Origin of the sequence: Amycolatopsis sp. MEPSY49, assembly GCF_051337345.1 — a bacterium.
GTDB lineage: Bacteria > Actinomycetota > Actinomycetes > Mycobacteriales > Pseudonocardiaceae > Amycolatopsis.
This window is the reverse complement of sequence record NZ_JBDLYJ010000009.1, coordinates 59,340-75,845: the sequence shown is the minus strand read 5'-3', so window position 1 is coordinate 75,845 and position 16,506 is coordinate 59,340. Positions and strand designations below refer to the sequence as shown.

At 69.0% G+C, this 16,506-nt stretch carries 17 protein-coding genes; 6 read left to right on the top strand and 11 right to left on the bottom strand.

All coding sequences use genetic code 11. From position 1 onward, the window contains the following. Nucleotides 1-2: 2 nt before the first annotated feature. Genes ABFJ78_RS33550 through ABFJ78_RS33535 form a run of 4 tightly spaced genes read right to left on the bottom strand, consistent with a single transcriptional unit; the run spans nucleotide 3 to nucleotide 2,818 of the window. The gene (locus ABFJ78_RS33550; protein WP_436390886.1) at nucleotides 3-794 is read right to left on the bottom strand and encodes an SDR family NAD(P)-dependent oxidoreductase; all 792 of its coding nucleotides are present in this window, start codon (nucleotides 792-794) and stop codon (nucleotides 3-5) included. Between the two features lie 31 nt (nucleotides 795-825). Next, the gene (locus tag ABFJ78_RS33545) at nucleotides 826-1,656 is read right to left on the bottom strand and encodes a shikimate dehydrogenase family protein (RefSeq protein ID WP_436390884.1); all 831 of its coding nucleotides are present in this window, start codon (nucleotides 1,654-1,656) and stop codon (nucleotides 826-828) included. Beyond that, on the bottom strand, nucleotides 1,653-2,195 hold the full coding sequence (locus tag ABFJ78_RS33540) for an AAA family ATPase (RefSeq protein WP_436390882.1): 543 nt from the start codon (nucleotides 2,193-2,195) through the stop codon (nucleotides 1,653-1,655). Before ABFJ78_RS33540 ends, ABFJ78_RS33545 begins: the two co-directional genes overlap by 4 nt. Further along, nucleotides 2,192-2,818 (bottom strand): bifunctional 4-hydroxy-2-oxoglutarate aldolase/2-dehydro-3-deoxy-phosphogluconate aldolase, encoded by a 627-nt coding sequence (locus ABFJ78_RS33535; RefSeq protein ID WP_436390880.1) that lies wholly within the window; start codon nucleotides 2,816-2,818, stop codon nucleotides 2,192-2,194. Before ABFJ78_RS33535 ends, ABFJ78_RS33540 begins: the two co-directional genes overlap by 4 nt. A 121-nt stretch (nucleotides 2,819-2,939) precedes the next feature. Between ABFJ78_RS33535 and ABFJ78_RS33530 the strand changes: the two genes are divergently transcribed. Next, nucleotides 2,940-4,355, top strand: a complete 1,416-nt coding sequence (locus ABFJ78_RS33530) for an MFS transporter (RefSeq protein WP_436390878.1) — start codon at nucleotides 2,940-2,942, stop codon at nucleotides 4,353-4,355. Between the two features lie 725 nt (nucleotides 4,356-5,080). Here ABFJ78_RS33530 and ABFJ78_RS33525 read toward each other — a convergent pair. From ABFJ78_RS33525 to ABFJ78_RS33515, 3 genes are all read right to left on the bottom strand, one after another. Then, a complete protein-coding gene (locus ABFJ78_RS33525) occupies nucleotides 5,081-5,395 on the bottom strand; it encodes a DUF6355 family natural product biosynthesis protein (protein WP_436390876.1) in 315 nt (104 codons plus the stop codon). Between the two features lie 3 nt (nucleotides 5,396-5,398). Next, nucleotides 5,399-5,728 carry a DUF6355 family natural product biosynthesis protein gene (locus ABFJ78_RS33520; protein ID WP_436390874.1) on the bottom strand — a complete coding sequence of 110 codons (330 nt, stop codon included), beginning with the start codon at nucleotides 5,726-5,728 and terminating at the stop codon, nucleotides 5,399-5,401. Between the two features lie 1,012 nt (nucleotides 5,729-6,740). Continuing rightward, the gene (locus ABFJ78_RS33515; RefSeq protein WP_436390872.1) at nucleotides 6,741-7,415 is read right to left on the bottom strand and encodes a kinase; all 675 of its coding nucleotides are present in this window, start codon (nucleotides 7,413-7,415) and stop codon (nucleotides 6,741-6,743) included. Nucleotides 7,416-7,659: 244 nt separating this feature from the next. Here ABFJ78_RS33515 and ABFJ78_RS33510 point away from each other — a divergent pair, with 244 nt between their 5' ends. After that, nucleotides 7,660-7,815, top strand: a complete 156-nt coding sequence (locus ABFJ78_RS33510; RefSeq protein WP_436390870.1) for a hypothetical protein — start codon at nucleotides 7,660-7,662, stop codon at nucleotides 7,813-7,815. A gap of 148 nt (nucleotides 7,816-7,963) precedes the next feature. After that, the gene (locus ABFJ78_RS33505; protein WP_436390868.1) at nucleotides 7,964-8,092 is read left to right on the top strand and encodes a hypothetical protein; all 129 of its coding nucleotides are present in this window, start codon (nucleotides 7,964-7,966) and stop codon (nucleotides 8,090-8,092) included. A gap of 41 nt (nucleotides 8,093-8,133) precedes the next feature. Here ABFJ78_RS33505 and ABFJ78_RS33500 read toward each other — a convergent pair whose 3' ends face one another. Both ABFJ78_RS33500 and ABFJ78_RS33495 read right to left on the bottom strand, forming a co-directional pair. Then, on the bottom strand, nucleotides 8,134-10,947 hold the full coding sequence (locus tag ABFJ78_RS33500) for an AbfB domain-containing protein (RefSeq protein ID WP_436390867.1): 2,814 nt from the start codon (nucleotides 10,945-10,947) through the stop codon (nucleotides 8,134-8,136). A 239-nt stretch (nucleotides 10,948-11,186) separates the two neighbouring features. Next, the gene (locus ABFJ78_RS33495; RefSeq protein ID WP_436391472.1) at nucleotides 11,187-12,011 is read right to left on the bottom strand and encodes a recombinase family protein; all 825 of its coding nucleotides are present in this window, start codon (nucleotides 12,009-12,011) and stop codon (nucleotides 11,187-11,189) included. 163 nt (nucleotides 12,012-12,174) lie between these two features. On the opposite strand from ABFJ78_RS33495, the gene ABFJ78_RS33490 reads away from it, so the two are divergent. Beyond that, on the top strand, nucleotides 12,175-12,507 hold the full coding sequence (locus ABFJ78_RS33490) for a hypothetical protein (RefSeq protein WP_436390865.1): 333 nt from the start codon (nucleotides 12,175-12,177) through the stop codon (nucleotides 12,505-12,507). Between the two features lie 422 nt (nucleotides 12,508-12,929). Beyond that, nucleotides 12,930-13,706 carry an Ltp family lipoprotein gene (locus ABFJ78_RS33485; protein ID WP_436390863.1) on the top strand — a complete coding sequence of 259 codons (777 nt, stop codon included), beginning with the start codon at nucleotides 12,930-12,932 and terminating at the stop codon, nucleotides 13,704-13,706. Between the two features lie 299 nt (nucleotides 13,707-14,005). Here ABFJ78_RS33485 and ABFJ78_RS33480 read toward each other — a convergent pair whose 3' ends face one another. Next, nucleotides 14,006-14,857 carry an SDR family NAD(P)-dependent oxidoreductase gene (locus ABFJ78_RS33480; RefSeq protein WP_436390861.1) on the bottom strand — a complete coding sequence of 284 codons (852 nt, stop codon included), beginning with the start codon at nucleotides 14,855-14,857 and terminating at the stop codon, nucleotides 14,006-14,008. A gap of 56 nt (nucleotides 14,858-14,913) precedes the next feature. Here ABFJ78_RS33480 and ABFJ78_RS33475 point away from each other — a divergent pair, with 56 nt between their 5' ends. Beyond that, nucleotides 14,914-15,513: a TetR/AcrR family transcriptional regulator gene (locus ABFJ78_RS33475; protein WP_436390859.1), complete on the top strand. Its 600-nt coding sequence runs from the start codon at nucleotides 14,914-14,916 to the stop codon at nucleotides 15,511-15,513. Here the strand turns inward: ABFJ78_RS33475 and ABFJ78_RS33470 are convergent. Then, nucleotides 15,483-16,223, bottom strand: a complete 741-nt coding sequence (locus ABFJ78_RS33470) for a GlxA family transcriptional regulator (RefSeq protein ID WP_436390857.1) — start codon at nucleotides 16,221-16,223, stop codon at nucleotides 15,483-15,485. The genes ABFJ78_RS33475 and ABFJ78_RS33470 overlap by 31 nt on opposite strands. Between the last annotated feature and the right edge of the window lie 283 nt (nucleotides 16,224-16,506).

Below are 16,506 nucleotides of genomic sequence, written 5' to 3'. Positions count from 1 at the left end.
TATCAGGAGTTGGAGCTCGGCCGGCCGGGAATATGGCTGAGAATGGACTTGGAGAAGCCGCCGTCGACGCAGATGTCTTGCCCCGTGACATAACTCGACAAGGGATTCACCAGGAACTCGATCACATTCGCGATATCCGCGGGTTCGCCGATCCGCGCCAGCGGAATGATGTCTTCCCTTGCTTTCTTGATCTGGGGGTCGGCGTACATCTTCTCGGTCATGGCGGTATGGGTCATGCCTGGGGATACCACGTTCACGCGGATACCGTCGGGTGCCCACTCCAGAGCGAGTGTCTGGGCCAGCATGGTCAAAGCGGCTTTGCTGGGGCTGTAAGCACCTGATCCGGCATGGGGCAGCTGACCGGACATCGAGGAGGTGAAGCAAGCCGAACCGCGGCTGCGCTTCAGATGCGCGTAGCTTGCTTTGGCGAGAAGCCACGCGCCGCGGAGGTTGACGGAGAACATGTCGTCCCAGTCCTCGACGGACAAGTCGCAGATTGCGCCTGGGCTGGCGATTCCGGCATTCGCCACCAGCGCGTCCAGGCCACCGAATTCGGCTACGGCGGCTTCGACGAGCTGACCTGGCACGTCGGGATCACCGAGGTCGCCCACCAACGCGATGGCAGTACCGCCCAGCGACTGAATCGAACGGACGATCTGCTCCTGGGTGGTGGTCAATTTATGGCCGCACACCGCGATCTGCGCCTTCTCGCCCCGGGCAAGAGCGGCCTCGGCAAGCCTCACGCATGTCGACGCGCCGATGCCGCTGCTTCCACCACTGACCAAAGCTCGCATTGTGCACACTCCTCTTGCTGGGGATCAGAAGTCACGGTCGCCGCGCGGCTGCGCGCAGCGCGTCGGGCGTGGCGCCTTCGAATCCGAAGAACTCCAGGTAGGCGGGAATCAGCTCGAACAACATGTCGCTGCCGACCTGGATCGTGCAGCCCTTGTCCGCGGCTGCTCGCAACAACGGGGTGATGTCGGTCTTGAGCACCACATCTCCGACGTACGCACCGGGGGCGACGCGGTCGACGTCGACCGGCAGCGGATCGTCGTCGTTCATTCCGAGGGGGGTGGCGTTCACGATCAGGTCGTAGCCCTCGGGATCCCTCGATCCCAGCACGACCCTCACGTCCGAGTAGTGCCGGCCGATGCGCTGGGCGAGCGCTTCGGAAGCGGCTATGTCGGGATCGAACAAGCCGATCTCGGCCAGGCCGAGGCCGGCCAGCGACGCGGCGATCGAAGAACCGACCCCGCCGCTGCCGACGACCAGCGCGCGTTTCCCGGCCGGGTCGAAACCCTTGCGCAGCATGCCGTGGACGAAGCCGGCGCCGTCGAACTGGCCGGCGAGCAGCGACCCGTCCTCCCGCCGCAGGACGGCGTTCGTCGCGCCGGCGATCACGGCGGCCGAGCTGATCTCGTCCACCAGCTCCATGGTGGTGACCTTGTGCGGCATGGTGACCAGCGCGCCGCGGATGTTCGTGATGGTGAAGAGCGATCGGAAGAAGCCCGGGTAGTCCCCGGCCTTGATCCCCATCGGGACGACGGCGGCGTCGATGCCGTTCTTCTCGAACCAGGGGTTGCAGATCAGCGACGACGTGAACGTGTGCGTGGGGTGGCCCAGGTGCGCGATGAGGGTGGTCGTTCCGCTGATCATCGGGCCTCCTGCGCGTCGTTGGATAGCTCCGACAGCCGTACGCCGACCCACGCGCACTGCAGCCCGCCGTGCACCGCCCAGTACTCGTCCCAGTGGGCGAGCTTGACCTGGTCGCGTTCGAGGGCACGCTTGCGCAGCCGGTCCCGGAGTGTCCCCGGGGAGACGCGGACCCGTATCACCTCCACCTCGATCGGCGGCCAGTCGAAGCGCGCCGCGGCCGTGGTGATGAAGGTGGGGTCGGACAGGTAGGGGCTGAAGGGTGCGTCGACCACTACGGGGCGGCCGAGGCGGAGGTTGGCCCCGGCGACGTCGAGCAGCGAGTCGTACTCGAGGGGCAGGATGTGGTCGCGGTAGAACGGGTTGGCCTCGCGGTCGCCGGGGTCGTACCCGGCCGACACCAGGGCGGCCTCGACAAACCGGGCGCTCATCGCGTCCTTGTCGAGGTACGCGGCGCCGTGCTGGCGGGCGAGGCGCTGGGCGATCGTCGACTTGCCGGAGCCCGCCGTGCCGATGACGATGTGCAGGGTGGGTGCGTTCATCCGCGCGCGTCCCGCACCGCCGTCAGGAAGTCGCGGGCGGCTTTGGTCACCCGGGTGAAATCGCCGTCGGGCTGCCAGGCCTTGGTGACGGCGCTGCCCACACCGACGCCCGCCACGCCTGCGGCGAACCACTCCTTGACGTTCTCCGCCGTCACCCCGCCGGCGGGCATGAGCGGCAGGTGCGCCAGCGGCGCGAGCACGGCCTTGGCGTAGGGGATACCCGCGTTCTCGGTCGGGAACATCTTGACGATGTCCGCACCCGCCTCGGCGGTCTCGAGGATCTCGGTCGGGGTGAAGGCCCCGCTGATCGTCGGCACCTGGTAGCGGTTGGCGACGCGGATCATCTCGGCGTTGAGCTGCGGGCTGACCAAGAAGGCCGCACCGGCTCGGATGCACTCGTACGCGGCATAGCCGTCGAGGACGGTTCCCGCTCCCACGGCGACACCGTCCGGTGCGTACCGCGTGGCCAGCCGTCGGACGAGCTCGACGGCCCCGGGGATGGAGAGCGTGATCTCGAGGGCGCGGAACCCGCCCTCGATCGCGGCGTGCGCGACGCGTTCCGCGCTGTCCGCGTCGGGCAGCCGGACGATGAGCACAGCGCCCGACTCGTCGATCGTGCGCAAGGTCGCAAGCTTGGTGAACACCGGTGTCCCGTCTGGTCGAGAGCGTGATTGACAAATACTCGCACGCTCCTTACGGTCTCTGCAACCGATCTCAGCAATCGATCTCATTGTGGAGCGCTCAATGACGACGAACTCCTCAGACGCCTCCGGGACGGCAAGCCCTCCCGAGCTCACCGAGGTTCTGGAACGCCCTCGCCGCCCGGTCAACATGGTGGCGGGCACGATCGGCCACTTCGTCGAGTGGTACGACTGGTACGTCTACGGGCTGCTGGCCGCCGTGTTCGCCCCGCAGATCTTTCCGAGCCACTCCGCGTTCGCCTCGCTCATCGCGGCGCTGCTCACGTACGCGATCGGGTTCGTGGTCCGCCCCTTCAGCGGGATCATCGTCTCGCCGCTGGCCGATCGCTACGGCCGGCGGGCCGTCCTCACCCTGTCCGTGTCCGGGATGGCACTCGGCGCCCTGATCATCGCGCTCACCCCCGGGTACAGCACGATCGGCTACGCGGCGCCCATCCTCTTCGTGGTGGCCCGGATCCTGCAGGGCATCTCGGCCGGCAGCGAGCAGCAGAGCGCCATCTCGTTCATGGTCGAGCACGCCCCGCCGAACCGGAGGGGCCTGTTCGGGTCCTTCTCGAACATGGCGAGCGGCCTGGCGACCCTAGCCGCGACCGGGGCCGCCGCGATCAGCACCTCGGCCTTCACTCCGGACGACCTCGCGGCCTGGGGCTGGCGCGTCCCCTTCCTCGTGGGCGGCCTCCTGGGTGTCGTCGGCCTCGTCCTCCGGGCCCGCGCCGACGAAACCTCCGAGTTCGAGGCCAGTTCCCTCGTCGACAAGAAGTCGGCACCCGCACGGCTGCTGGCCCTGCTCCGTGAGCATCCGAAGGCCCTGCTGCAGACGGCGGCGCTGTCCGCGCCGGCCGTGGCCTACTACACGTGGGCCACCTTCCTGCCCACCTACGCCCAGCTCACCAGCGGACGGGACAAGTCCTCCACCTTGGTCGGCAGCGTCATCGGGCTCATCCTGCTGGTCATCATCGTGCCGATCTGCGGCGCGCTGTCGGACCGGCTCGGCCGGCGCAAGATCTTCCCCATCGTGGGTGCGGTCGGCATGATCGTGCTCTTCTACCCGCTGCTGCTCCTCCTCGACCAGCCGGGCTTCTGGGTCTACGTCGTGGTGGCCGCATCGGGGTGGATCGTCCTGGGCATCTGGCAGGCGGTGTACCCGACCATCCAGGCGGAGCTGTTCCCGGCGTCGGTCCGGGTGTCCGGCATCGGCTTCTCCCACCAGCTGGTGATCGCCGTCTTCGGCGGCACCGCCCCCCTGATCGCCGCCGCGTTCGTCGGCGCCGGGCACCCCATGTACGTCGCTATCTACATGATCGTGGTGATCGTTGTCTGCCTCGCGGTCTACTTCACGCTCCCGGAGACAGGCAGCAAGACGCTGCGAGCGACCGTCGCGCTGAAGGACCCGGAGGTCGTGGAAGGTGAGCTCGAGGAGGCCACTGTGCGCACTCCGACGAAGCGTTCCCTGTCCTAGGTGCCGCCTGCCTCCGCGAGCAAGACGCACTTCGTCGACGAGAGTCGCTTCGCATCGAGGCCGGAGGCTGGTGACACTTCGCTGAGCGCTTGAACCGACGAGGGCCTCCGTGTGACGGGATGCGTGTCCGGCTGTGGATCGATGCGATCGAGCACGTACTCCAAGCTCTGCAGACGGGCCTGGCTCGGAATGTTGATCAGCGGTTTGTTCCGGGCTCAGCTCACGACGCGTGGCGCGCGGTCGGCGGCCCGGCCGTGGCCACGCGCGACCACTTCGCCGCGCACCCGTGGGCGCCGGGTGAGACCCGGCTGCACAGCAGCACGGACGAGCCGAAGCGTGCCCGCCGAATCCTTGTGGGATCGGCGCGGCAGAACCCTTGCGACACTGGACCCGGGGTCTCAGCGTGCTGATCGCGAGTGTGTTCTTGAGGCCGGTCGGTGTCCGGAAGCTCTTCGCGGTCTCACTGCACTTGTCGTTCACCTGTCGGCCGCCGCCGCAAACTGCTGCCACGTGCTTCCCAGACGCCCGCAGCGGCGTCATGATCCGTTCCCGAGATCCTGGTCGTCGTCGACACACCCGAGAACTTCGCGAGGCTGCTTTGCGGGGGCGTGGGGTATCGGCTCAGTCGAGCAAGTGCAGAGCAGCGCAGCGGCGGCCATTGCGTCTCGGCCAGGCACGCCCGGCCGCGGAGGCCGGGCGTGCGCCTGGGGGCAGTTGAATGCTCCTCAGAGAGGACCGACTTTGTTGCACCCTTCACCGGTGTACCAAGCGCCTCGGGTGTTGACGCTCGCCGCCAGGTAGGTCACTCCCGGCGCAACGCAGTACCATCGGTCCTTCTGCAGCACCTCGTCGATCTTGATGACGATCAGGGATCCGTCACTGGTGCAGTGGTTGTACCAGGAGTGCCCGTCGGATTCGGAGTATCCGCATGGCTTCGGTGCCAGCTCGGTCGCGGCCGCGATCCCGGCCGAGGTAGCCATCGTCAGCAGGGCCGCCGCGACGATGGTCGCCGGCCGCCGAAGGGTGGATGAGCGAGTCATGATCTATCCCTCCTCGTGGTTCATCGGGGAAAGACCGTGCGCACACAGATCCCCGGTGTAGTACGCGTTGCGGTAGTTGGCCGACGGTCCGATGATGAATAGTCCCGGTCCAACGCACGTGGTGGAGTCGGGGGCGAAGACGACGTCGATCTTGATCCAGATCCAGGAGCCGTCACTGGTGCAGTGGTTGTACCAGGCGTTTCCTTCGGATTCGGAGTAGCCACAGGGCTTTGTCGCAGCCACCTCAGCCGCCGCGGCGGGGCTGGCCGCCGCAAGGCTCAAACTCGCTGCGGCGAGCGCTGTCAAAGCTCCGAGCACAATCCTTTGTTTCATGGCAAATCCTCTCGATCCTGACCTGTGGGAGCTTTTCTCACCGACAACTCAGGTGCCATTGTTACTTTCGGACATGGCCGGATTCGGACACCGTCAGTCCGAGTACGGAAGCGTCGGCCAGGTGGATTCGCCGCCGGCGGTTCGCGAGCTCCGCGACCGCCGCAGCAGCGTGTAGTCCCGCGTACGACGGTGTCAACGCGTCCTGCGGCTGATCTGGGGACGCAAGGAGAACCGCGTGGACTGCTGGGCGAGAATCTCCAGATCGTTCTGCCTGCGCGGTCAGGTCTCGCGGACAAACGGTCGATCGGGGCAAGCCGGGCTCGAAAGTTCACTGGATGAGCGATCGCGGTGGCATCTCGCTGTCGGTGGTTGCTTCCGCGGCCGACCGCAACGACCACCTGAGTTTCGAGGCGGTGGTCGATGCGGTCGAGTCGGTCGCCGCGCCGGTCGGATGGCCTCGGCGCCGGCCGCGCAAGCTGCACGCGGACAAGGGCTGCGACTATGCGGCCTGCCGGAAGGTGCGGCGTCGGCGGGGCATCGTTGCTCGGATTGCCCACCGGGGTATGGAGTCGGCCAAGCGGCTGGGGCGTCATCGAGCGGACCTTGGAGTGGGTTTCGCGGTTCCGGCGGCCGGCACGCCGCTACGAGCGCAAGGCCGCCCACTTCGTGGGCTTCACCCAGTTGGCCTGCGCGGTTATCTGCTACCGCCGAGCCGTCAAGCTGGACCTTCTCGCCCACAACAAGCCCAAATGAGATGGTCTCAACCGGCATGACACCTCGCTTCAGGGAATCGTCGATTGCTCATGATCCCGGCCAGGACCCCAGATCTACCCACGCCGCCGGGAGTTCAGGGTGACGACGGCTGGAGACCGGTTCCTCGCCGTGAACTGTCGGCCTGCCGAGCACGGACCAACCTGCGACGTGACCGGAGTGCAGGGTGGTGCCCGGCCAGGCGCTCAGTCGGCCGGTCTCATGCCCCGGGAGTCGTTCGCGCGGACCCCTGCCTGGCGCGTCACCACGGCGTCACACCTGCCGGGGCCTGAGACGCGTCCTGCTCGGTTCCGGCGACGTGCGCCACGATCCGGGCTACCGACGTGTCCACCGATGAGGCGGTGGCGATGATCTGCTCGCCGGGCACGTCGAGACGCCCGCTCGCTGCGTACCAGCCGTGCATGTCCTCGGGGGTGAACTCGCTCGCTTGAGGGCGTGTGGCGTGGCGGCGCACGGTCTCGGCGAAGGGCACGTCGAAGTAGAAGAAGCTGGTGTGGCCGCGGTGGTCGGTGGCGAGCCGGCGCAGCATCGGTCCGTACCGGGCGGCACTGAGGATTCCTTCGAGGATGACGTGGTAGCCGGCGTCGAGGCTGAATCGGCACACGGTCGCGATGAGCGCGATGTTCAGCCCGCCGGGGACGTCGTGCTCGCGCAGCACGACGCGGCGCAGGATGTCCTGCTGGACCAGTGCAACGCCGCGGCCGAGCCGCGCGCGGACGGCCGTGGCTACGGTGCTCTTGCCTGCGCCGGAGGGGCCCCGGAGCACGACCAGTCGAGTGCGGGACGAGCCAGTTGGCCCGGCCGGCGGCTCCGGCGGTGTCGCCGGGCTCGCAGCGGCGGCCTGAGCTGCGGGATGGCCCTCGCTTGAGCGGGTATCTGCGGTTTCGGTGTGGGTGTTGTCGCTGTCCGTGGCCACGAAGACAACTAATACCCGCGTGACCCGAAGACGCTGGATCGGGTCGGGCTCACCCGGAGCGTGCCGGCCAGATGCATGGGATGCGGCGATGGCTGATGCAGCGCCGGCGCGGGGCGGGGTAGAACGCCGCGTACGCCGTTCCGGGCCGCGGCGCCGCATCGAGTCCGAGGCCGGGGGCCGAGGAACGACCCTTCAGGCCGCCGCTCGGGCTGAGCGCGGCGACGACCGATCAAGGAAGATCGCCATGACCGTTGCAGCACCGGCCAAATCCCACGGCGCCGACCGGCTGGCCGGCCGGATCGCCCTCGTGACCGGCGGCGTCGGCCGGGCCTTGGCCGTCAAGCCGGCACAGGACGGCGCCCCCGCCTGTCCGGTGAGCACGGCCGACTTCCTCGAGTAGCGACCTGGTGCGCACGGCCGTGCCGGTGGCGGGGTCCAGCGTGATCATCGGCGTCCGGCTGAAGCTTCTGTCGGGAGTGCTCTTGGCCACTGTTCAAAGCGTCGGCGCCGGGGTATTCGCGAGACTGGAAGCAGTCGAAAGGACCGACGTGAACGAGAACTCCACGCCCCGGCTCGTCGCGAACCCGAACCGCATCCAGGTGCGGACCGAAGCGGACCTGCGCCGCGGGGCGCCGCCCGCGGAGCCCGAGGTCGAAGCAGTGCGCGAGCGGCACTGAGCCCGGTCCGGTGTGGAGTGTCCACACCGGACCGGCTCCGCTTACGGGGCCCAGGGGGCCGCGACGGTCCAGCTGCTGTCCGCCGTCACCGTCTGGGGACGGTCGGAACCCGTTCCGCCACCGGAAGCGATGTAGACGGCGGAATCGAAGTGCCGCAGGAACGCGCCCGGGATGTTGAGCGACTCGAACGTCACGCCGGTGCCGCCCAGCCCCGGCCGCGTGCAGAACGTCGCGTCCGCGTGCATCAAGGCCGATCCGTCGTTGACCGAGTTGCGGACGCGCCCGTCCTGGTGCCGCAGGAACTGCCCGGGGTAGTTCACCGACTCGAACGAGTAGCACGACGACTCGCCGAGCCCGCGCCGCACCGTGTACGTCGCGTCCTGCTTGAGCAACGCGCTGCTGCCGCTGGTGACCACCTCGGTGTAGGCGAGGCCGCCCGCGTGGCGCAGGTAACGGTCGGTGTAACCCCACGTCGTCACCCGCAGCGACTGCCGCGCGTTCACCGCCAGGGGCACCGAACTGCGCCACAGCGCCGGCGCCGAGACGTCCCAGGTCGCGTCGGCGGCGAAGCTCGTCGCGGTGTCCCACGGGTTCGGGCCGCCGCTCACGGCCAGGTACACGGTTTCGTCGTAGTGCCGCAGGTACCGGCCCGGCAGGTTCAGCGACTCGAACGACGTCCCGCCGGCGGCGAGACCCGGCCGGTCGCACCAGGTGGCGTCCGCGGCGAACGCGCCGCCGGTGTCGCTGTCGATCCGGACGCGGTTGTCGGCGTGCCGCAGGAACTTCCCGGGGAAGTTGACCGATTCGAACGAGAAGCACCGCGGATTCGCGAGGCCCGCGACGGTCCGGAACGAGCCGTCCTGCCGCGGTCCGTCGGCGCTGCCCGTGGTCAGCACGTCGGTGCGGGCGAAGGAGTCCGCGTGCTGCAGGTAGCGGTCGGTGTACCCGGGCGTGGTCACCCGGAACGACCGGATGTGCCCGAGGGTCAGCGGCACCGCGGCGTTCAGGTTCTTCGAGGCGTTGATCAGGTCGGTGTGCGCCGCGCGGACCAGCGCGGTGTCGACCTTCTGCACCCGCCGGTCGTAGGTGAGCAGCCCGTTGTACTCGCCTTCGACGTCGGTGATCTCGGTGTAGACGAACGCCGACAGGCCCTTGGTGGTCATCAGCTGACGCGCGTCCCGGACCATGCCGGTGTAGCGGTCGTTCAGCTGCGCCGCGCTCGCCATCTGCTCGTAGGCGAAGAACTTGCCGGTGGGGCTGTACTCGTGCCCCGGGTTGCGCAGGCCGAGCCCGCCGAACTCGCCCAGCACCGAGACCCGCGCCCCGGCCGGCCGGGGCGCGTCGGGCCCGGTGTACACGTGCCAGTCGATGATGTCCCCGGTGCCCGGATCGCCCTTCGACAGGCAGCAGTTGAACCCGCTGTGCGCGTCGACCAGCCGCGTCGGGTCCTGGTTCTTGATGTTCGTCGTGACGCGCCTGGTCTCGGCGAGGTTCCACTCGCCCCAGCCTTCGTTGAACGGCACGTAGGTGATGACGGCGGGGGAGAAGCGGTGCTCGTCGACGATCTCGCGCGCTTCGGTCTCGAACTCGGCGATCTGCGCTGGTGTGCGGTCGGCGTTCGCGTTCGTGGTCGACGGGATGTCCTGCCATACCAGCAATCCCAGCTTGTCGGCCCAGTAGTACCAGCGGGCCGGCTCGACCTTGATGTGCTTGCGGACCATGTTGAAGCCCAGGTCCTTGTGCTTCTGCAGGTCCGACGCCAGCGCGGCGTCGGTCGGCGCGGTGTACAGGCCGTCGGGCCAGAAGCCCTGGTCCAGCGTGCCGACCTGGAACACGAACTCGCCGTTGAGGGTCGGGCGCAGCACGCCGTTGACGTTCTTCGTGCCGACCTCGCGCATGCCGAAGTAGCTGACGACCTGGTCGACCGTCGTGCCCGCGGCGTCGCGCAGCGACACGCGCAGGTCGTAGAGCAACGGGTCGTCGGGTGACCACCGCCGCGCGTTCGGCACCGGCACCGAGAACTCGGTGAAGCCGCCGGTCGCGCTGCCGGCGACGGCGCCGCCGGTCACCGCCTCGGCGAGCACGGAGTAGCCGCTGACGTCGCCGCGGCCGAACACCCGCACGCGTGCGGTGTTGTCGGCCAGGTTCGGGCGGATGTCGACGGAGTAGATCGACGTCGGCGCGGTCGGCTCGAGCCAGACGGTCTGCCAGATGCCCGAAGTCGGCGTGTAGAAGATGTCCGACGGGGTGGTCGCCTGCTTGCCGACCGGCTGCTTCTCGTCGCGGCCGTTGGTCGGGTCGTAGACGCGCACGACGATCTCGTTCGCGCCGCCGTTGAGCCGGGCGGTGATGTCGGCTTCGAACCGGTCGTAGCCGCCCTTGTGCGAAGCGACTTGGACGCCGTTGACCCACACGGTGGCTTCGTAGTCGACGGCGCCGAAGTGCAGCTGCACGTGCCGCCCGGTCCAGGCTGCCGGCACGGTGAAGGCGCGGCGGTAGAACATCAGGTCGCGGTTGTCGTTGCGCATGATGCCCGACAACGCCGACTCGACCGGGTAGGGGACCAGGATGCGCTCGGGCAGGGTCTGCCCGAGCGGCGGCGCGGCGTAGCGGTCGACGCTGCCGTTCGCGCCGGTGGCGGGGTTGAGGAACTCCCACTCACCGTTGAGCGACTGCCAGTCGGGCCGCGTCAGCTGCGGTCGCGGGTACTCGGGCAGCGGGTTCGTGGTGCTCACCTGAGAGGTCCACGGCGTGGACAACGGCGGTGGCTTGGGTGCGACGGCGGCGTCGGCCGCGGGCACCACGGGAAGGATCGTGCACAGCAGTGCGAAAACCAGGACGAAGAGACGGCGCATCGGACTCCCCTTCGGACGCGCACGGAACCGCGTACCGGCCTGGCGGGGACGGCGAAGCACTCCGGGCGGGCGGCCACGCCGAGCCCGGAGCACTACCGCGGGCCCGTCAACCGAACGTAACACGGAACACGGACAAACGGAACAGAGCAGAATTCACCAGACAATCAACACGTGACGGCCGGGCTGCTCCCTTCACGCGCGAAGCCCACCGGTGGTTGAGTCCCCGTCGTGGGCGTCGGTCAGCAGGTCCGCCAAGTCCTCCGGCGCGAGGAACGACGGCGAGGGGCGGCGGGCCCCACGCGTAGAGGCCTCTTCTCGCCGGCGACCACCCGCGGTTCCCAGAGCTTGCTGTGGTCACCACGGCGCTGGCTGGTCTCTATCTCGCCTGGCGCGGCGGCCGTCCCGGCTCGAGCCCGCCTCGGCGCGAGTGAGTTCCTTGACGGGTGGGACGGCGCTCGTGCTCGCGAGACGATGATCATTCTTGAGTGGCGCAGCGCCGCGGCCACGCGTCTGTGTCGTGGTCGGTCAAGCTCCGGCGTGTCGTTGCCTTCTTCTCCGAGTCGGACGCTGATCTCCTCGACGAGGTAGTCCTCGCGGATGTAAAGCGTCTTCGGCCGCGACTGGCCCGCGCACTGAGTGCTGTTGTAGCCGTGACGGCAGCGGTAGGTCGCACGTCCGTGGTTCCAATGCGAATCCAGCCGCCGGTCGCAGACACCGCAGTGAATCAAGCCGGCCAGGGCGAACCGGCGAGCCCGGCCGTCACTGGCCGGTCGCGCCGCACGGATCTGCTGCGCGGCGATGAAGTCCTGTTCGGTGACGACCGCTAGATGGGCGGCCTTCGCTGACAGGGCCGGCGTTGCGGCTGGGCCTCTGGTGTCGGTGGCGCGGCGGTTCCAGGTCTGGCGGCCGGTGTAGCGCGGGTTCGCCAGGATCACGGCGACCGTGCGCAGCGTCCAGGCTCCGCGGGTGCGGTGCCGGTTGCGGTCCGGGTCGGCGCTCGATGGACAGGGCGCACCACGCTCATCGAAGTGTCGGGCGATGCTGGCGACGCTGTGCCCGGCCAGGCGTTGCCGGAAGATCCAGGCTACGTGTGGCGCGGTTCGTGGGTCGGGTGCGAGGCGTTGGAGGCGTCGGCCCCAGCGGGCGTCGGCGGGGTTGGGGTGGGGACCGGCGTCGACGAGCTGGTAGCCGTAGGGTGGTCGGCCGCCGAGGTAGCGGCCTTGCCGGGTGGCCTGGTTGTTGCATCGCCGCCAGTACCCGGCGGCGGGCGCGGAGGACTTCGCGCTGGGACTGGGTGGCCAGCAGCGACATCAGTGCCCGGTGATCGCGGTTGCTCAAATCGACCGGACCGGCTGTCTCGGGGAACCAGAGCTGAATACCGTGGCGGTTGCACCAGCTGTAGAGGGTGGCGAACCGGGTGCCGGTGAAGGCGCGTTCGTATTCACCGACCACGATCGCATCGATCGCGGACTCCCGGCCGGAGGTCTCGGTCATGAGCTGGGCAGCCTGCGGTCGCTGGTGGGATCACGCTGGACGGATGTCGCGGCCGTTGGGTCATGACGGCGCGCTCTGAGCGGTTCGTCCGATCAGCGCCGTCAACGCGTCATCTAGCCCGCGGCGCTCCCGACGCACGCGTCTTCCGCGGCTCCGGAGGTGAGGGTGGGTCGTCGTCTCGCAGGCTCGCCGCCAGCCAGTGACAGTGAGCGCTCATGTCGTAACTCAGCTCGGGGCGACGTCGTCCCACGTCTCTACTTGCTCCGAACGAGTGAACTTGAAGTTTCAATTTATTACCCTAGGTAACGGCGGTGAGTCAGTCGCTCACTGCGGTCACCAGCGGAAATGATCGTGAACATCGCCGGCTGAGTCCTTTTCGTGACCGGAAGCGGCTTTCGGGCACTGTTACGCGCGGGATGCGGATGTCGACGAATGCCACAGCGTGACGCGTTCCGTTGCGTCGCCGCTGGACTGAAAGAGGCAGCCCCGTGTCTTACGCCCCCATGCCGCCGTCGGTGCCGATGCCGGTGGCGAACCACCCCAAGAACGGCCTCGGCACGGCCGGGTTCGTGCTCGGCCTGATCGGGTTGATCTTCGCGTTCATCCCGATCATCGGGATCGTCGCGTGGCCGCTGACGATCCTCGGGCTGATCTTCGGCATCGTCGGGACGCTGCGCGCCAACCGGGGCCAGGCGAGCAACAAGGGGCTGGCCATCACCGCCGTCGTGCTGTCGGCGATCGGGCTGGTCATCTGCGTGCTCTGGACCGCGGCCTTCGGCAAGGCGGTCAACGACGCCGCCAACGGGATGCCCGCCGCTGCCCTGACCAGCTCGGTCGCCGCGCCCGACCACATTCCGACCACCAGCCCCAACCTGAACGACGCCGCCGCTTCGGCCGCGGCCACTGCTCCGGTCGAGCCGCCGGCACCCACCACGAGCGAAGCACCCAAGTTCCCGCCGCAGGTCGAGCAGGCCCGCGCCTCCGCCCAGAACTACCTGAGCTTCACCGCGTTCTCGCGCAACGGCCTGATCCGGCAGCTGTCCTCGTCGGCCGGCGACGGGTTCCCGAAGGATGTGGCGACCCAGGCCGTCGACAGCCTGTCGGTGGACTGGAACGCGCAGGCGGTCAAGTCGGCGGAGAACTACTTGAGCTTCACGTCGTTCTCTTGCTCGGGGTTGAAGCAGCAGCTGTCATCGTCGGCGGGTGACGGCTTCACGAAGGCCCAGGCCGCCTATGGGGCTGGCCAGACCGCAGCCTGCAAGTAGATCCGCCGCAACCAGCGGGAGTAACGGATGTCCTCACCCATACGACCTGTCGCGGAATTGGTCGCCGATCGTCGCCGAGCACGGGAAGCCGAGCGTCTCGCGCCGGGAAGCGGGTAAGGCGTTCCAGCAACGCGGCCGGCGTCTTCTATGGGGGCGCGTCGCGTTGACCATCGCCTGACGCGTAGCCGGAAGTAGCGGGCGGGGTCCTCGCGGAGGCCTCGGGTAACGGCGACGACAAGTGGACCAGGTTGTCGTCCATGACCGCGTGGAAATGCGAAACGGGCAAAGGAATCTGTGGTTCAGATGCTGCGGTGGGTGCTGACAGCGGCCCGGAGTTCGGCGAGCTTGGGCGCGAGGGCGGCGTCGACGGCGAGTGGATCCCGGGCGTTGAGCTCCTGCATCGCACGGCGTTCGGGCAGCTGGGTGTTGATGTCGATCCGGCGCTCCTCCAGCCCGGCCACGATCTCCGCGACCACCTCGTCGACGGGCCGCAGGCCGTAGCCCAGGTCCGCGCCGGCTCGGGTCGTGGCCATCATGGGCGTGTCGACCGGGCCGGGGTAGACCGAGGCGACGTGGATGCCGCTGCCGTACAGCTCGCGCCGCAGGGCTTCGCCGAAGCGCATGACTCCGGCCTTCGTGGCGGCGTACGTCGCGTAGAACGGCGTGCCGACCAGGCCCGCGGCCGAGGAAATCCCGACCAGGGCGGCGTTTCCGTGCGCCGCGCCCGCGGCGCGGAGGTGCGGTAGCGCTGCCCGGGTCGTGAGGACGGGGGCCAGCAGGTTGAGGGCGACCATGGCCCGGATGTCCGCCACGTCGATGTCCTCGAGGGGTGCCGCCCGGACGTTCCCCGCGTTGTTGATCAGGACGTCGAGGCCGCCGAGCGCTTCGACCGCGGCGGCGACCACGCGGTCCGGTTCGCCGTCGGCGGTGAGGTCGGCGGTGATCGGGTGCGCGATGCCGCCGCGTTCGGCGACCAGTGCCGCCGTTTCGGCCAGAGGCTCGGCGCGGCGGCCGGCGAGGGCCAGCACGCCCCGCCGGGACGCCAGCTCCAGGGCCAGCGCGCGGCCGATCCCGCTGCCGGCTCCGGTGATCAGGGTGCGGCGTTCCCGCAGGTCGAGCAGGGGAGGACTCATCTTTGACACAGCTGTCATGTTTGGAACGTAGCTCATCTTTGATCGACCTGTCAAAGATGGGGTAGGCTGACGCCGTGGCGGGCAAGCGGCAGTTCGACGAGCGGCGCACCCTCGAGCTGGCGAGGGACATCTTCTGGGCGAAGGGGTACGGCGCGACGTCCATCCAGGACATCGCGAACGCCTCGGGCGTCCTGCGCGGCTCGCTCTACAACGCCTATCAGGACAAGGAAACCCTGTTCCTGCAGGTGTTCGAGGACTACGCCCGCGACTTCCTCGCCAAGGCGGCCCGCGTGCTCGCCGATCCGGACGTCGACCGTGCCCTCCGGGCGTTCTTCGACTTCACGATCACGTCCATGACCACCGGCGAGCCCGCTCGCGGGTGCCTGACGACCAAGACGGCGATCGACTCGAAGGCCGACGGCGAACGGATCAACGCCGCGTTGCGCCGTCTGCTCGACGGTCTGGAACACCTCGTCCGCGATCGGCTGTCAGCCGAAGACACCCGGCTCGCGCTCCCCGCGGCCGACGCGGCGCGGGTGCTGGTCACCATGACCCGTGGCATCGTCGTGATGGAACGCGTCTACCAGGATCCGGACCGGCTCCGAGCCACCGCGCGGTCACTGATCGACGTGGTGCTGGCCGGTCAGCGGCGAGCTGTGCCGAACCGGCGCTGATAGGCGGCCGGGCTGATCGACAGCTTCTTGGCGAAGACCCGCCGCAGGCTTTCGTAACCGGGGAAGCCGGCGAGGGTCGCGGCCTGTGTCGCGGTGTGCCCCTGGTCGAGCAGGGCCCTGGCCAGTTCGAACCGGATGTTTTCGACGTAGCGGGCCGGCGTCGTGGCCAGCTCGTCGTGGAAGAGCCGGGTGAGGTGCCGGGTGCTCACGTTGAGGTGCTTGGCGAGCCCGGCGAGCGAGTGGTCCCCGCCGGGATCAGCCGTCACCAGGTCGGTGATCGTGCGCAGCGCCGGCGAGCGGGGTGGTGTCCCCCGCAGGGGCGCCGAGAACTGGGACTGGCCACCCGCCCGCTGCATGTACACGACCAGGGCGCGGGCGACGTCACGCGCCAGGCTGGGCCCGTGGTCCTCCTCGACCAGGGCGAGCGCCAGGTCGATGCCGGCCGTCACGCCCGCCGACGTGTAGGTGGCGCCGTCGCGGACGTAGATCGCGTCCGGCTCCACGCGGCAGGTCGGGCACCTGGTGGCGAGTTCGTGCGCGACCTGCCAGTGTGTGGTCGCGCGTTTGCCGTCGAGCAGGCCCGCGGCGGCGAGGACGAACGCCCCGGTGCAGATCGACGCGACCCGGCCGGCCGCCGAGGCCGGTACCCGCGCCGCGTCCGCCAGGTCGCCGGGAACACGGGCGCGCGGATAGACGTCGGAGCCGGCCACCAGAAACGTGCCCGGAGCCGGTTCGGCCGTGACGGCGGCGTCGACCGCGAGCCGGACCCCCCAGGCTCGACGTCACGTCCGCGCCGGTGGGCGACAGCAGCACGATCCGGTACTCGGCGCCGAACCGGTTCGCCTTTTTGAAAACTTCCGCGGGACCCGCGAGGTCCAGCAGGGTCACCCCGTCGTAGACGAGGAACGCGACACGGTGAACGGGCACAGGTCATTCGTAGCACGTCCGGATTCGAGGGGTTCCTGGCCGGACGAAGGCGGCGCCGGGCGGCGA

Excerpts from the sequence above, each read along its gene's own strand:
- ABFJ78_RS33510 (WP_436390870.1), top strand. The coding sequence starts at position 7,660 with ATGACCGTTGCAGCACCGGCCAAATCCCACGGCGCCGACCGGCTGGCC.
- ABFJ78_RS33525 (WP_436390876.1), bottom strand. The coding sequence starts at position 5,395 with ATGACTCGCTCATCCACCCTTCGGCGGCCGGCGACCATCGTCGCGGCG.
- ABFJ78_RS33540 (WP_436390882.1), bottom strand. The coding sequence starts at position 2,195 with ATGAACGCACCCACCCTGCACATCGTCATCGGCACGGCGGGCTCCGGC.
- ABFJ78_RS33480 (WP_436390861.1), bottom strand. The coding sequence starts at position 14,857 with ATGACAGCTGTGTCAAAGATGAGTCCTCCCCTGCTCGACCTGCGGGAA.
- ABFJ78_RS33550 (WP_436390886.1), bottom strand. The coding sequence starts at position 794 with ATGCGAGCTTTGGTCAGTGGTGGAAGCAGCGGCATCGGCGCGTCGACA.
- ABFJ78_RS33520 (WP_436390874.1), bottom strand. The coding sequence starts at position 5,728 with ATGAAACAAAGGATTGTGCTCGGAGCTTTGACAGCGCTCGCCGCAGCG.
- ABFJ78_RS33530 (WP_436390878.1), top strand. The coding sequence starts at position 2,940 with ATGACGACGAACTCCTCAGACGCCTCCGGGACGGCAAGCCCTCCCGAG.
- ABFJ78_RS33545 (WP_436390884.1), bottom strand. The coding sequence starts at position 1,656 with ATGATCAGCGGAACGACCACCCTCATCGCGCACCTGGGCCACCCCACG.
- ABFJ78_RS33500 (WP_436390867.1), bottom strand. The coding sequence starts at position 10,947 with ATGCGCCGTCTCTTCGTCCTGGTTTTCGCACTGCTGTGCACGATCCTT.